Annotated in this window: 13 protein-coding genes; 10 read left to right on the top strand and 3 right to left on the bottom strand. The window is 51.2% G+C overall.

The window, feature by feature from the left end; genetic code table 11:
* Nucleotides 1-65: 65 nt before the first annotated feature.
* Nucleotides 66-1,934, bottom strand: coding sequence for a S9 family peptidase (locus AAC01S_RS09620; RefSeq protein ID WP_067621486.1), 1,869 nt, complete (start codon nucleotides 1,932-1,934; stop codon nucleotides 66-68).
* Nucleotides 1,935-2,448: 514 nt separating this feature from the next.
* Between AAC01S_RS09620 and AAC01S_RS09625 the strand changes: the two genes are divergently transcribed.
* The 10 genes from AAC01S_RS09625 (at nucleotide 2,449) to AAC01S_RS09665 (ending at nucleotide 11,983) form a co-directional block, all read left to right on the top strand.
* Nucleotides 2,449-3,936 (top strand): peptide ABC transporter substrate-binding protein, encoded by a 1,488-nt coding sequence (locus AAC01S_RS09625; RefSeq protein WP_245630155.1) that lies wholly within the window; start codon nucleotides 2,449-2,451, stop codon nucleotides 3,934-3,936.
* Nucleotides 3,937-4,011: 75 nt separating this feature from the next.
* Complete coding sequence (locus tag AAC01S_RS09630; RefSeq protein WP_067621488.1) at nucleotides 4,012-4,932, top strand: ABC transporter permease; 921 nt, start codon at nucleotides 4,012-4,014, stop codon at nucleotides 4,930-4,932.
* Nucleotides 4,933-4,936: 4 nt separating this feature from the next.
* A complete protein-coding gene (locus AAC01S_RS09635) occupies nucleotides 4,937-5,896 on the top strand; it encodes an ABC transporter permease (protein ID WP_067621489.1) in 960 nt (319 codons plus the stop codon).
* Nucleotides 5,897-5,986: 90 nt separating this feature from the next.
* Complete coding sequence (gene rbsK / locus AAC01S_RS09640) at nucleotides 5,987-6,898, top strand: ribokinase (RefSeq protein ID WP_067621490.1); 912 nt, start codon at nucleotides 5,987-5,989, stop codon at nucleotides 6,896-6,898.
* Nucleotides 6,899-7,167: 269 nt separating this feature from the next.
* The gene (locus AAC01S_RS09645; protein ID WP_067621491.1) at nucleotides 7,168-8,136 is read left to right on the top strand and encodes a LacI family DNA-binding transcriptional regulator; all 969 of its coding nucleotides are present in this window, start codon (nucleotides 7,168-7,170) and stop codon (nucleotides 8,134-8,136) included.
* Between the two features lie 58 nt (nucleotides 8,137-8,194).
* Complete coding sequence (gene rbsD, locus AAC01S_RS09650) at nucleotides 8,195-8,587, top strand: D-ribose pyranase (RefSeq protein ID WP_067621492.1); 393 nt, start codon at nucleotides 8,195-8,197, stop codon at nucleotides 8,585-8,587.
* A gap of 17 nt (nucleotides 8,588-8,604) precedes the next feature.
* Nucleotides 8,605-9,279, top strand: a complete 675-nt coding sequence (locus AAC01S_RS19895) for an ATP-binding cassette domain-containing protein (RefSeq protein WP_245630153.1) — start codon at nucleotides 8,605-8,607, stop codon at nucleotides 9,277-9,279.
* Nucleotides 9,276-10,103, top strand: coding sequence for an ATP-binding cassette domain-containing protein (locus AAC01S_RS19900; protein WP_245630154.1), 828 nt, complete (start codon nucleotides 9,276-9,278; stop codon nucleotides 10,101-10,103). The genes AAC01S_RS19895 and AAC01S_RS19900 overlap by 4 nt, the downstream gene beginning before the upstream one ends.
* The gene (locus tag AAC01S_RS09660) at nucleotides 10,091-11,014 is read left to right on the top strand and encodes an ABC transporter permease (protein ID WP_067621493.1); all 924 of its coding nucleotides are present in this window, start codon (nucleotides 10,091-10,093) and stop codon (nucleotides 11,012-11,014) included. Before AAC01S_RS19900 ends, AAC01S_RS09660 begins: the two co-directional genes overlap by 13 nt.
* 27 nt (nucleotides 11,015-11,041) lie before the next feature.
* The gene (locus AAC01S_RS09665) at nucleotides 11,042-11,983 is read left to right on the top strand and encodes a D-ribose ABC transporter substrate-binding protein (protein WP_067621494.1); all 942 of its coding nucleotides are present in this window, start codon (nucleotides 11,042-11,044) and stop codon (nucleotides 11,981-11,983) included.
* Between the two features lie 99 nt (nucleotides 11,984-12,082).
* On the opposite strand, the gene AAC01S_RS09670 is transcribed toward AAC01S_RS09665, so the two are convergent.
* Together AAC01S_RS09670 and AAC01S_RS09675 are read right to left on the bottom strand one after the other, a co-directional pair.
* Nucleotides 12,083-13,192, bottom strand: coding sequence for a cellulase-like family protein (locus tag AAC01S_RS09670; RefSeq protein WP_083511665.1), 1,110 nt, complete (start codon nucleotides 13,190-13,192; stop codon nucleotides 12,083-12,085).
* A 326-nt stretch (nucleotides 13,193-13,518) separates the two neighbouring features.
* A complete protein-coding gene (locus tag AAC01S_RS09675) occupies nucleotides 13,519-14,421 on the bottom strand; it encodes a DMT family transporter (protein WP_067621496.1) in 903 nt (300 codons plus the stop codon).
* Between the last annotated feature and the right edge of the window lie 468 nt (nucleotides 14,422-14,889).

Below are 14,889 nucleotides of genomic sequence, written 5' to 3' on the forward strand. Positions count from 1 at the left end.
AGGCGGCGCGATTTGAGGGGAGTCTTTGGACGACCAATCGACTCGGCTCAATTTACTTGAAAAATCTACCTATGCTTATCAAACCAACTTACAATGTGTTGTAAACGTTCCACTCGATGGCGGGGTCTTCCGCGGGTTGCTAACCCATGGTGTTCATTCGGAAAGCGGACAAATTCGACATCCACGTTACCCAATCGCTTCAACGCCACGAACCATTGCTCAGCTTGTTCAATGGGACATCGGTGGTCTAGTTCGCCGTGGATGATTTTCACATCGGCAGTAACGCGGTCTGCATAACGTATTGGTGAACGCGACATGATGAACTCCTCGTCGCTCCACAACTCCGCATCTGCCAATTCGGATTTATTTGTGTAAAAGCCGTTGTCACTTGTTCCATATTTGCTGTACAGATTACATATCGAAGCTTGCGCGACCGCAGCGCGAAACAGATTCGTTTGAGAAACGAGCCAGTTCGTCATATAACCACCGTAACTCGCCCCGGTGACGTACAAGCGATTTGAATCCACAAACGGCAGATTTGCAACCTGATGGATGACACACAGCAGATCTTGATAGTCTCGTCCTCCCCGACTCGATAGGAATTGAAATTCGTGATGAAAATTGTATCCGTAAGCGACGTGTGGTCCTCCGTGAATTTCTAAAACCACTGGATACTTTTTTCCTGGCTCGAAATCCACGGGCTTGATCAACCAGGTATCTATCGCTGTACCATCTTCTGCGATGATCTCCACGGGTTCAGGTGCGACGATACTCATCTCGTTTAGGTACGATTCATTGTATCGAGTCAGTGCCACACTCTTCCCGTGATTCAGCCAACGTAATTCGCCGACTGACGCAGCTTGCTCCAAGATGTACACCAGGGTGTCATACTTCACGTCGAAGGAGGAGACGACAAATTCTTCACCAGGGATCTCTTTGCGCAATTGCGCATCCAGCGATGTACTGAAGAGAAAAACGTTTCCCCGATCTGTGACGGGGAAATAGATTCTGTCACTGCTTGCTGACCATACTGGACGGGCAATGCTCAAATCGTACCTCGCGTCTGTCCCTACATAATTACCGACAGGTCTATCGAGTGCCGACGTTACATTGCGCGGTTCTCCGCCGGCAGACGGTATGATCCACAGGTGATTGTTGTAGGAGGTGGTTTCACCGTGCGTGTGGCCGAAGTAAGCAATCCAATTGCCATCTGGGGAAAACGAGGGAGCAGAGATCACGCCGTCGACCTCTATGAGAAGATGCAGACTATGCGTGGATATATCCGCAGTATAGAGTGCTGGCCTCAATTTGGATTCGTCCTGACCGTCAAACGAGACAAATGCGATTGTCCTGCCATCCGGGGAAAACGCTGGCTCGTGCGCGGCGTATATCCCTTGTGTCAACTGGCTGGTTTGTCCTGATTCGATATCCACAAGCCATAAATGCGTGGGAGCGTCACCGAAAATCCCCTCTCCATTCAGCTTATAGCGCAACCGACGAATGACCTTCACATCGGAAGAAGATTCTGGCGCGACACGTGCGACTACGACCAACGATTTCCCATCAGGGGCCCACTCAAACGACTTGACCCCATTCGGAAAATCTGTCACCTTTCGAGGCTCGCCGACCGTCCATGGCATGACATACACCTGGGGTTTCCCGGATCGCGTAGATAAAAACGCAAGTCGAGAACCATCTGTTGAAAATTTCGGTGAATAATCGCGAACCATTTCCATATTCGGGCCGATCCCGTGTGTGACTACCGTGTCTTGCCTGGTCGCGAGGTCGATCTTATGTATCGAGGATTGATACCGATCTTCTTGCAGAAGAAGCTTGGTGCATACATAGATGACCTCTTTCGCATTGGGTGCGATTTGCGGTTCTCCAATGAACACGAAGGATTCGAGCGAACTTTCGAGAACAGGCTTCCCCATGCGATCACCCCACTCTGGAATGAGTAGAATACTGAGAATCGGGTCGCGTAACGTAGCGTTGTGGAATGTTACTTCTTCGTGGGTCACTACGCTACATCAACAATTTCAATTTTGTCAAGCGAACACAATCCTCTCGCAATTGGATTGACAATGGCAAATTGGCGATATTAAGATAGCCATGGAATATTGCTCGTTCCGAAAAACGGTGAGTCGACTGTAGACACAGAGACCCAGACTGCATCTTGCAGTTTTGGGTCTCTTTTTGTTTATGGTCCGTCGTCACTGACCAGTACAATTCTAGGGGAGTGGATCGACATTGAAACAGACACTTCTGGTTTCCGGGATTGCCGCAATTTTTGCCACTTCAATGTCTTTTGGTGAAGTTTCTGCGGCAACGACAACATCCCAGGGGGGCATCGTCGAGGCCTTGCCGGCACTGACGGATATCAATTGGTATCTGCCTTTGCGCCCGAATTCCACCAACACAGTTTACAATGCGTGGGCTTCATCACTCATGTACCAAGATCTTTTGAACATCGGACCAAATGGTAAATTTGATTTCTCGCAGAGCGTCGCGAAGAGTGTGCAGTGGAATTCGAAGGGTACGGTTTATACGGTCCAGTTGAACCCGAAGTGGCACTGGTCCAATGGCAAGCCAGTCACGGCAAACGACGTCGAGTTTACGTGGAACCTAATCAAGGCCGCATCCTCGCCGAAGGCGCCAGCCCCATGGCCCTATGCAGGCGCGGACACAGGTGGGGTTCCAAATATGATCAAGTCGTTTAAAGTGGTGAATTCATATGAATTCCAAATTACGCTGAACCAATCGGTCAATCAGCAATGGTTCGAATACAATGGTTTAACGGATTTCGTGCCTCTCCCTGAAGCCTCATGGAACAAATATCCGAACGACGTAAACAAAGAGCTCAGCTACCTGGCGTCCAATGCGAACAACCCCAAATTTTTCACCGTGATCGATGGGCCTTTTGAAATGAGCTCAGTCGTACCAAATGTTTCGTGGAAATTTGTACCTAATCCGAAATACGATGGGCATAAAGCATCGATCACCAGCTTCACCTTGGCGTACGAAACATCTGATTCGGCTGAGGTCTCGGCGCTGCGTACCGGGACGGTTCAAATCGGCTATCTCCCTTCCTACATGTACGCGAGCCGATCCCAATTGTCCGGCACGGATACGCTTATTCCTAGCTACAGTTTTGCCATGGCGGTTACGAGGCTGGATTTTAAAAATCCCAAGTTGGGCAAAATCTTTGACGAGCTGCCCGTGAGGCAAGCATTGCAAATGGGGATCGATCAAAACAGCATTATCAAAGATTTGTATAATGGCATGGCTGTGCCCGGCACAGGCCCGGTACCGCAAAAACCTTCTACATTTCTAGCCCCGCAGCTAAAATCGCCCTTGTATAAATTTAATCCGGCCGCCGGAAAAGCGTTGCTTGAGAAAAATGGCTGGCATGAGGTCAACGGTGTCATGACCAACGCGAAAGGCCAGCAGCTTGCGTTTGTCGACCAATATCCATCTGGCAATACAACGACAGCGGCGTTAGTACAGCTATTACAGCAAGATTGGGCGAAGGAGGGGATCAAAGTCACACTGCAACCTCTCCCGTTCGCGACGCTGGTCCAATATCATCAAAATCCGGCCCAGTGGGAGGTTCAAACCGGAATCAGTTGGAATTACGGAGGGAGCTATCCTTCGGGAGATGGCATTTATCAAACCAATGGGGGCTACAACTTTTTTGGATACAGTAACGCACACATGGATCAATTGATTAAGGCAACACTCCAACCGCACGCGACGGCAGCGGAAGCTCAAAAGGACCTCGACGCATACCAAATCTATGCTGCCCAGCAACTGCCCAATCTTTGGATGCCGCTCGCAGCCTCACTGACAGAAATATCAAAATCGCTGCATGGATATGAGCAAGCTGTGAACTCGTTCACAGGTGGAATTTCCCCTGAGTTCTGGACCATCTCGTAATGTTCGTGTTTCGAAGAACCCGGCTCACAATACCGGGTTCTTCTCCTGCTTCATTTGTTTGTGAGAGGTGACCTGATGAATACGCAACTACGAACACAGCGCAAGGATGGCATAGTCAATCTGGCGATCCCCGCCAGTTCTTCAGCAGGATGGTTCCGACTGGCTTTGCGACGCTACGCTCAATCGTCTCTTGGACGTGTCGGCGCCTGCCTTCTGGTGGTCTTGGTTCTATTCTGCTTTCTGGGACCAGTCCTTGATCCGGCCTCTCCGAATCAAATCAATTTGATTGCTATTCTCCATCCACCTACATGGGCGTTTCCTTTTGGGACTGATGAACTCGGGAGAGATCTTCTGATTCGAACGATGATAGGAGGACAAGCGTCGTTAGAAGTCGGGTTCGCCGCAGCGATCGCCTCTATGGCTGTGGGAATTTTCTACGGGCTCGTCTCGGGGTATTTTGGAGGCTGGCTCGATCACCTGATGATGCGCATCGTCGATGTTTTGCGTGCAGTTCCCACACTGTTTCTGCTGGTGTTTTTCGACTCGGCATTTCGGCCGAATGTGGGTCTTCTCATTTTCCTGATTGCGATCACGTCGTGGCATGGGGTCAGTCGCTTGGTGCGAGCGGATGTACTGGCAGTTCGGCAAATGCTGTACGTCGATGCCGCGAAAATAAGCGGAGCATCTCATTTTCGCATCTTGGTACGTCACATTCTGCCGAATATCATGGGAACCGTACTGGTTTCGTCCACGTTTATGGTTGGCGACGCCGTGCTGCTCATTGCAAGCTTAAGTTTTCTAGGTCTTGGCCTTCCGCCTCCGGCTCCAAATTGGGGTTCCATGCTATCAGACTCGATGTCGTACTTCTCGCAAAATTGCTGGTGGTTAATTTATGCTCCCGGTGCCGCTATTCTAACCACGGTGCTCGCGATCAATTTTATTGGAGATGCGCTTCGAACCGCGTTTGACATGAGATTAGAACAGGAGGGGGATTGATTCCGTGGTTCATTACGTCATCCATAGAATATTGCAAGCCATCCCTACCATGTTTGGAATCACGGCGCTAAGTTTCCTTCTTATGCATATCATTCCAGGCGGACCCGCTGTCGTGATGTTGGGAGATAAGGCTACCCCACAGTTGATTGCGCAAATTAATCGCTCGTTAGGTCTAGATAAACCGCTGTATGTTCAATATGCTATTTGGCTTTGGCATCTTCTGCACGGCAACTTTGGTTATTCCTATACGTATCATCAAAATGTGATCAGTCTTATCGTGGAAAATCTGCCTCGTACGCTCATTTTGGTTGTCGTTGCGATCACGCTTTCCCATATTGTTGCAATTGGTTTAGGTGTGATTCAAGCAATACGGCGAGAGAAAATCGTCGACAACCTAATCACGATCGTCGTCTACTTTCTCTATTCCATGCCGACGTTTTGGCTTGGAATGATTCTCATTTCCATCTTTTCAATCAACCTGCATTGGTTGCCGTCAGGCGGTGTAGCCAATTCGCCAGAACAAAATCCAACCTTGCTTTCCGAGCTCGATCACATCGTCCTTCCAGGCGTGGTGTTGATTTTGGTTACCATCCCTGGATGGAGCCGATATCTTCGTTCGTCGATGATTGAAACGTTAATTCAGGACTACATCAGGACAGCGCATGCGAAGGGACTGAAGCGCTCCCAGGTATTGTTGAAGCATGCGTTGCGCAACTCCCTGCTCCCGTTGGTTACACTCGCCGGGATGAGCGTGCCGTCATTATTTAGTGGGGCGCTCATCATTGAGATGATTTTTAATTACCCTGGCATGGGGCTCCTATTCTGGAATGCAGCTCAAAATCGGGATTACCCTATTCTGTTGGGCATTGTAACGCTGGTTGGTGTGATGACGATCGTAGGGAATCTTTTAGCGGATTGTGTATACAGCGTCTTGGATCCGAGAATCAAGTACAGTCATCAGTAACGTGAAGCTTGAACCGAGGTTCCTATCGGTGTTAGCATGATACGGAATTGACATTCAAACACTGGCATGAACCGAGGATTGGGTGAGTTTATGAGAATTGCTGTCGTTGGCAGTCTGAACATGGACATTGTAAATCGGGTTGAGAGAAATCCAGTGCCTGGGGAAACTTTGAAAGCGGAATCGACGGAGTACATGAGCGGTGGCAAAGGCGCCAATCAGGCTGTTGCAGCCGCCCGGGCAGGGGCAGATGTGATCATGGTCGGCGCTGTAGGGACTGATGGGTTCGGCGGGGAATTATGCGACTCGTTGAATCGCGAGGGCATTGATACTCAATATGTCTTCAAGAAACCGGGCAGTTCAGGACTTGCGTTTATCACCGTAAATGCGGATGGAGAAAACAGTATCATTTTGTCCGAAGGGGCGAATGGAAAACTCGACAAGACCGATGTTTTCATGGCGGAATCCGTCCGAAACGCGGATGCCATGTTGGTGCAAAATGAGATCCCCATGGACACGGTACAAGCGGCGATTGAATTGGCGCGCCAAAATGGGATTCGGGTATTTTATAACCCTGCGCCAGCAAGTGCAGCCTCGAAATCTTTCATAAACGGGATCGACGTATTGATTTTGAATGAAAGTGAAGCTAATATCATCTTGCAACGAAATTTGTCGAATCAAAGCGACTTGGAAGATGCGGTGCATCAACTGTTGCATTTGGGCGCGAAGTCGGTTGTTTTGACACTCGGGGCGCAAGGACTCATGTATGGTGACTCAAGAGCGATTGTCCGACTGCCTGCGTTTTCTGTGAACGCGCTTGATACGACTGCCGCAGGAGATACGTTCGCTGGCTATTTTGCCACGGTGTTCAACGTCGAAAATGCGATGGAAGCGCTAAGAATGGCTTCGGCAGCGTCGGCGATTTGCGTCACTAGAAAAGGCGCCCAGAGGTCAATTCCATATTGCGACGAGGTTTCGGCTTTCTTGGAAACGAACTCTATGTAGTTTGTGCGGTGTGGAAACGTTACCACAGGCCCTGCGGCGGTTGATGATTGGTCAAAGAAGTTGCTCGAATCGCCGATGTGTTTGCTTCTCCATGGTGCCAGCGTCATTCATGAGAGCGGATACTTGGAAATCAAAGGCGCTTTCGGGCTGTTTAAAACGACCGTTGTTGGAGAGAACTGTTCGGGGATTTCGCGAACGTTCCGGCTACCTTGGTCGCGAACTCATTTTATCTCGCGATATGGAAACGTTACCACAGGGGGTGTGAGGTCTTGGCGACAATCAAAGAAGTTGCCCGACTCGCTGGTGTATCTGTTTCTACGGTGTCTCGCGTGATTAATGAGAGCGGATACGTGGAGAAGAAGACGAAGCAAAAGGTCTTGAGTGTGATGAGGGACCTGCGCTTTACCCCGAGTTCTGTGGCAAGGGGATTGGTTAGCGGGAAAACTTCTACGATTGGTCTGTTGATTCCGGACGTCTCCAACCCGTTCTTCGCGGAAGTCGCTAGAGGCAGTGAAGACGCAGCGATTGAGGCCGGTTTTACGGTGTTTCTTTGTAACACGGATTGGAAATTAGAGCGAGAAGAAATGTATTTACAGGTTTTGAAAAACAAATCTGTCGAGGGCATCGTATTTCTCGGAAATCGATCCGACGAAAGCACACTACTGAAATCTGTCGGGGACATACCTTGTGTTTTTGTGGACAGACGGCTGTCCAAGCAGAGGAACTATATCTGGGTCGATCATGAGTACGGGGCTAGGTTGGCAACCGAAAAACTGATTTCGATTGGGTGCAAACGCATCGTCCATATTTCAGGCCCGGAAAATTCCAATTCAGCAAAGCTTCGAGAGCGGGGCTTCACTAAAACCGTAAAAGAGCATGGTCTAGATAATTGGCAAGTCGTTCAGGGGGATTTCTCCTTTGCGGGCGGTTACGATGCGGCCAAAATCCTTCTGTCGGGCGATAATCCTCCGGATGGAGTCTTTGCGGGAAATGACATGATGGCATTTGGCTTCATTCGAGCGGCGAACGAACTGGGTATCCGAATTCCCGATGAGGTGTCTATCATCGGCTACGACGATATCGAGATGGCAAAGTGCGTTTCTCCAGCCCTGACGACGATTCGCCAACCGGCGTATCAAATGGGACGAACGGCCTTCTTATCGTTGAAGGATTTCGCGAGTTCCGATGTTGTTGAATTCCAACCAGAACTCATCCTTCGGAATTCAACCAAAGCGTGAGCATTTTTACATACGATGTGGTAACGTTTCCACATTATTGGGAGAGAGAAGAGAAATCATGAAGCGTAGCGGTATTTTACATGGGAAGCTTTCTCAGGTGATCGCTGAACTCGGGCACGGACAGACCATCGTAATCGCCGATTATGGATTGCCTGTACCAAAGGGGATTCCATTCATCGACTTGGCGGTTCGAAAAAATGTCCCGTCCATGACGAGTGTGCTCGAGACAGTGCTTCACGAACTCCGAGTGGAGAAGGCGGTCGTCGCAACTGAATTAGAAGCGACGAATCCCGGTTTGCATAAGGAGATCTGTTCCATGCTCGGTATCAATGTGGAACAGGTTTCTCATGATGACTTGAAGGCTATGACCGAGACAGCAAGCGTGATCGTTCGAACTGGAGAATGGACGTCTTACGCAAACATCGTGTTATTCGCAGGCGTTGTCTTTTAACCAGGAGGTGGTCAGGCATGGGACAACTGAAAATGCAGGGAATCAGTAAAGCGTTTTCGGGCGTACAGGTTTTGCAGGATGTCGAACTTGTCGTGGAAAGTGGAACGGTTCTGGCACTGCTCGGTGAAAACGGGGCCGGGAAGTCGACACTGATGAAAATCTTGACTGGAGAGTACGAAGCGAGTTCCGGACAAATTTTGATTGACGGCGAACCGGTTCAAATCAAGAACGTCGATGACGCTCGCAAGTATGGCATCGGGATGATTCATCAGGAACTCAATTTGTTCCCGAATTTATCGATTGCTGACAACTTTTTGATCGGCAATGAAAGCGATTTTAACAAATCGGGGTTCCTAGAGGGTAAGAAACTGAACGAAATGGTTGCGAGCGTGCTGAAACGCATCAATCTAGCTCGGCATCCTTCTGAGTTGGTTGGGAATCTGGGAATAGGCGAACAGCAATTGGTGGAGATCGGGAAATCTCTCCTGCGGGAAGTTCGGTACATGATCATGGACGAGCCAACAGCAGCGCTCACCGAGAGCGAAACCGAACGGTTGTTTGAAATTATTGAGTCACTCAAGCAACAGGGTGTTGGAATCATCTACATATCCCACCGGATGGAAGAGCTCTATCGGATAGCCGATTACGTGTCTGTCTTACGGGATGGCCGTTTCATGCGACGAGGGACATGAAGACCGCGGATGAGAAGGAACTCATCGCGATGATGGTTGGACGGACAGTCGAAAACCGTTATCCGAGAGTTGCCGCCAACCCAGGCGAAACCATTCTCAAGGCGGTGAATGTGCGGACTGACCGCGTCAAAGACGCTTCCATAGAACTGCGTGCGGGCGAAATCGTCGGACTTGGTGGATTGATGGGGGCAGGAAGAACGGAGTTCGCAAGGGCGCTTGCTGGCGTTGATCGGGTGCTGAGCGGAGAAATCGAATTCCGCGGCGAACGGGTGTCGTTTAAAAATCCTGGGGATGCCATTCGCAAAGGCATCGCATTTGTCACTGAAGATCGGAAATCGCAGGGCGTGATTTTGCAGTTTAGCGTTCGCGAGAACATGGCGTTGCCTACATTGAGCCAGAGACAGCGAATGGGATTTATCAATATGAAACGCGAGCGGACGTTTACAGCAGATATGATCGAGAAACTTCACGTTCGCCTAAGTTCGATGGAACAAGCGGTGGAGAGTCTAAGCGGCGGAAACCAGCAAAAGATTGTGATTGCGAAGTGGCTGGCAAGAGATCCAGCTCTGCTCATTTTGGACGAACCGACACGCGGCATTGATGTGGGCGCGAAACGAGAAATTTACGACTTGATGAACGAGATGAAATCCGAAGGCAGAGCGATTCTCATGATCTCGTCTGATCTACCCGAACTTCTTGGCATATGTGATCGGATCTACGTCATGCACGAGGGGAAGACAATGGGTGAGCTCGAAGGCGAGTCCATGAATGAAAGTAACTTTATCAAACTAGCAACGGGGAGAGATTTGGCATGGATTGGGTAAGGAAATACCGCTTAGGGCCACTCATTGGTTTCGTTATTTTATTCATTGTTTTATCGATTCTCTCGTCGCAATTTCTCACATTTGACAATCTGCGTAACGTGGCTCTTCAAACCACCGTTAACGCTCTGCTGTCAGTAGGCATGACTTTTGTCATCTTAACGTCTGGTATCGATCTCTCAGTCGGCTCAACCCTGGCACTGAGTTCAGCGATCGCAGCGCAATTGATGGTTTCTCACGTGAATGTCGCTTTGGCTTGCATAGTCGGAGTGGTCATTGGTGGATTAGCCGGCGCTTTAAATGGACTTTTGGTGTCCTATGGGAACCTTGCTCCTTTTATCGTAACCCTTGGTACTCAACAGTTGTTTCGAGGTCTGACAGAAGTCTACACGCAAGGTATGCCGATTTATAATTTGCCAACTTCGTTTACCGACTTTGGAACCGGAACAGTCCTAGGTATACCGATACCTGTCATTCTAGCTGCGATCATGTTCATTGCAGGTTGGATTGTTCTCCGGAAAACGGTGATTGGCCGGAAAATCTACGCTTTGGGTGGGAATTTGAAGGTAGCTCACCTGGCGGGCATCAAGGTAAAGCGCTACTTGGTTTGGGTTTACGTGGCGTGTGGCGTCCTAGCTGCACTTGGAGGCCTGGTGTTGACGGCTCGCCTAGGTTCAGCTGAATCAACCGCCGGCACCGGATACGAACTGAACGCGATCACTGCGGTCGTTCTCGGTGGTACCAGCTTGCTTGGCGGTGAAGGCAGTGTCATCGGTACGCTGATCGGCGCGCTGATTTTGGGGGTGATTGATGACGGACTTAACTTGTTGAATGTGAACTCGTTCTGGCAAGACGCTGTGACTGGTTTGATTATCTTGATCGCGATTCTGTTAGATCGAAAAAAATCACGGTGAAGTTGACTAAAATTGGGGGAATCAATGATGAAGATGTGGAAGTTGGCTGCGATGAGCACAGTAGCAATTGGAATGCTGGCGACAAGTTTTACGACCGCATATGCTGGAACCGCGAAGACCGCCTCGGTGTCGGGCAAAACGATTGGATTTGCTGATTCGACACTGACGAATCCGTACTTTGTCGCACTGCAAAAAGGCGTGGATTCTGAGGCTAAGAAGTATGGACTCAAGGTCATCAACGACAACGCAAACAACGATGACTCGACTCAGCTCAACCAGGTTGAGGACCTCATCCAACAACACGTCAGCGTGATTCTTTTGAATCCTGTAGACAGCCAGAGCCTGTCCAGTGCGGTGAAGGCTGCGAATAGCGCTGGAATTCCAGTCATCACGCTGGATCGCAGCGTCAACAGCGGCAAGGTTGCGACGTTTATCGCCTCCGACAGCGTCCTGGCGGGCAAGATGGCCGCCCAAGAACTGATCAAGGCACTGCATGGCAAGGGCACGGTCGTCGAGCTTCAAGGGATCCTGGGCGAATCAGCTGAGATTGACCGGGAGCAAGGATTCGATAAGGAAATTGCAACCGCTCCTGGAATCAAGGTGGTCGCGAAGCAAAGCGCCAATTTTGACCGCGCTACGGCCATGAACGTGATGCAAAACATCTTGCAGGCGCATCCGACTATCAACGGCGTGTTCGCTCAGAACGATGAGATGGCTCTGGGAGCTCTCGAAGCGATTCAGCAGGCCGGCAAGAAGAATATCAAGGTTGTCGGCATCGACGGGGAACAAGAAGCGATTAACGATGTGAATAAAGGAACGATGTATGCAGACATCGCTCAGCAACCCACAGAAGAAGGTGTGCTTGGCATCGACTACGCTGTCAAGCTGCTGAAGGGCCAAAAGATTCCGAGCAAAGTCAATTCGCCTTTGCATCTTGTGACGAAGGGCTCCAAGTTCAAAGGTTTCTAATCACCATGCGGAGCGTTTGATGAGAACCATCCTCGCCTGAACGACACGGGCGGGGATGGTTTTTGCTTTGATCGCAAGTCAAAATCTCCTGTCGTCCGCTCATTTCGGGAGGGGAGATTGGTGGATGAGATCTGTTAAAGCGCGATGCCACGCTACATCTCTCCACATTCCGACAAACTGAGGGCCGCAGAAGTTGCTCGTCGCCATCGCCATCCAACGGCCTGTGCCTGCGGCGGAGCGAACGCCTGCCTCGCATAGTTCTTTCACCCAGTCCCATTTCAGAAGAGGCCAGTCTTTGTAGTCGACGACTCCCCAGCATTCGGTGGTGACAAGCGGTTTTTGGCTGGCGATGGACCATTTTGCAATCTGTTGGATTTGCTGTTCGAGACAGCCGATCCAATGAGCTGGATTACTGCGATAGAGCTGTTCGGCAGATGCGACCAAGTTCTCGTAGCCCGTCATGGAAAAGCGTTCGTAGTGATATCCGACGCGATCGTAGAAATCGCTCGCTTGAGCCATCCAGATGTGCGGCTCCAAGAGATCCATAAAGGAAACATCTTCGGTCGCGAGTGTATCGTATTCGGACGTGATCGAATAGCAGTAACGCAATTGTGGATATTTCGCGCGTACGAGATCGATGGAGGTCTTCATCCAAGCGTTTCCTTCTGGCGTATTTCGCCTCACTTCTGTGCCAACCGGTTTGCCAAGCGCGGGGGCAAGGAACGGGGCCCAGCAGCTGAGAGGAAATTCGTTGCAGAGATCGACATAGAGAATGTGATCCAGAAGTCCAGCGTCGGCAACGTGGTCGAGGGTTCGAATCCATCGGGTTGCCATGTCCTCCGGCGAGTGAATGTTCATCCTGTGATTCTCCAGGTCTTCGCGGAACCACGTGGACAGCGCGACATAGATGTTCCGCTGAGCACACTTCGAAATAAACTCAATCAGATGATCCTTGAGGTGATGGATTGTGTTCAACGCGGGCGATCCCCAGTCTTGCACGCTCCATTCCGGCTTCAGGGTCCATGGTCGATCGGGATCGACAGCGATCAGGTGGGGGAACGCGTCGATGCGCACAGCGTCGTAGCCCCGCTCCTGAAGTTCGTCCAACACTTGGTCCCAATCTTCGTAACCGGCTCCCGGCCAGCGCCGCTCAATCCAGGAAAAATCCCACATGGTGATGGCTAGTGGATGTTTGATGGCCATGGTCATATTCGCAGGCTCCCCTCGTCCTTGTTGAACTTGCCTCCCACGCATTCCGCACCGACACTACGGCTGCAATGGGAGCCGCAAACGACCGAGTGTCAGGTGGGGGATATAGGGGCGCGATCGATCCAGATACGACTCCAATACTCCGGTGTACAGTCGATCATGCAAACTCATGATGTCATCTTTGCCAAAGTCACGTGAGGGGGAATCAAATCCGCGAGCGGATCGTACTTGGCCCTCAGCGTATGAAGGGATTGGGCATTCGGAAATTCCGGAAACAGATGGATTGCCCTCAGAACCATATTACATCACCACTATCGCGCTTTTTGTCAAGCCGTGGGCGCGGACTTCGAACGACTGGCAGGACGCGGCCGATTGACGAAGTAGATACTCGCAAGGATGAGCAAAAGGCCAAGGATCAGCGAAATGGTCACCCGTTCGTGCAAAAAGACAGCGCTCACGAGTGCGGAAATGAGAGGAATCAGGAAGGTGAAAGAGCCGACTTTCGTCGCTTCGCCTGATCCAATCAGCGTGAAGTAGACGAGCCATCCCGCGGCGATCACGAGCAGCGCAATCACAAGCAACAACCAAATGAACGCGCCGGTCCAGTGAATCGCCGACCACCGCTCCACACCCGTTCCGATCCCAGTCATGAACAGTCCTCCGACGATCAACTGCACCGTCACGAGCCATAGTGGTTCGATGTGCTGTGCCGCCTTCTTGACGTACACGGTACCGATGGCCCAGGCGAAGGACGTCCCGAGCGCAAGAACGATGCCAATGGGCGAACTCACACCGGCGAGGCTGCCGAGGCTGATGACGGCGACGCCAACCACACCGAGTACAAGGCCAACGATTTTGAGCCCGTGCATGCTCTCGCCGAGCCACAACCAGGCCATGATACCAAGTAGGACCGGCTGCAGGAACACGATGGCGGAGAACAGTCCGGCTGGCAAATAACCCAGGCCCACCGTCTGCAATCCATAGAACAGGACGATATTGAGCAGGCACGAAATCAGGTATATATACCAATTTTCTCGAAAGCGAAGCGATTTTAGGCGCGGCAACGCGATGATCAGGAGGGCAAGCCCGCCGAGCAACGTTCGAATGCCGGCGAACAGAATAGGCGGCGTATATTGCAAGGCTGTTTTCGACAACGGCCAGTTGATGCCCCACATCACGACGAGAAAAGCGACGAGCAGCACGGTTTGCTTGGTGGAAATCTGCTTCATGCCCCAGCCTCCTTCTATCTCTAACTTGAGTATCATAGCGCGATTGTGCCGGGATCGGAAATCGGAATGGGGTCGGGCAGGGGGCGAAGGCGGCCTGTGCCGCCGCAAGGGACAAAAGTTCCCTTGCGGCGGCGCGATCGATGGGGTGGCGGTGAGGGTGGCGCGGTGAGGGTGGCGCGGCGAGGGTGGCGCGGTGAGGGTGGCAGATAAGCGTCCCTCAGCCGCTTATTTCGGATAAATCGCCGGACCGAAGGCAAATAGGCGGCCCCAGGCCGCTTATTTGCCTCGCTGCTTCCAAAATGGGGCGGCAACAGCCGATTAAGCGGCTGTGGACCTCTTATTCGTCGCCAATCTGCGGATTCGACACGAATAAGCGTCCTGGGGCCGCTTATTCGCCCCGCCCCATCTCCGCCCCACCTCCACCCCCGCCCCATCTCCGCCCCACCTCCGCCCCATCTCCGCCCCATC

Source organism: Alicyclobacillus acidiphilus NBRC 100859 (assembly GCF_001544355.1).
GTDB lineage: Bacteria > Bacillota > Bacilli > Alicyclobacillales > Alicyclobacillaceae > Alicyclobacillus > Alicyclobacillus acidiphilus.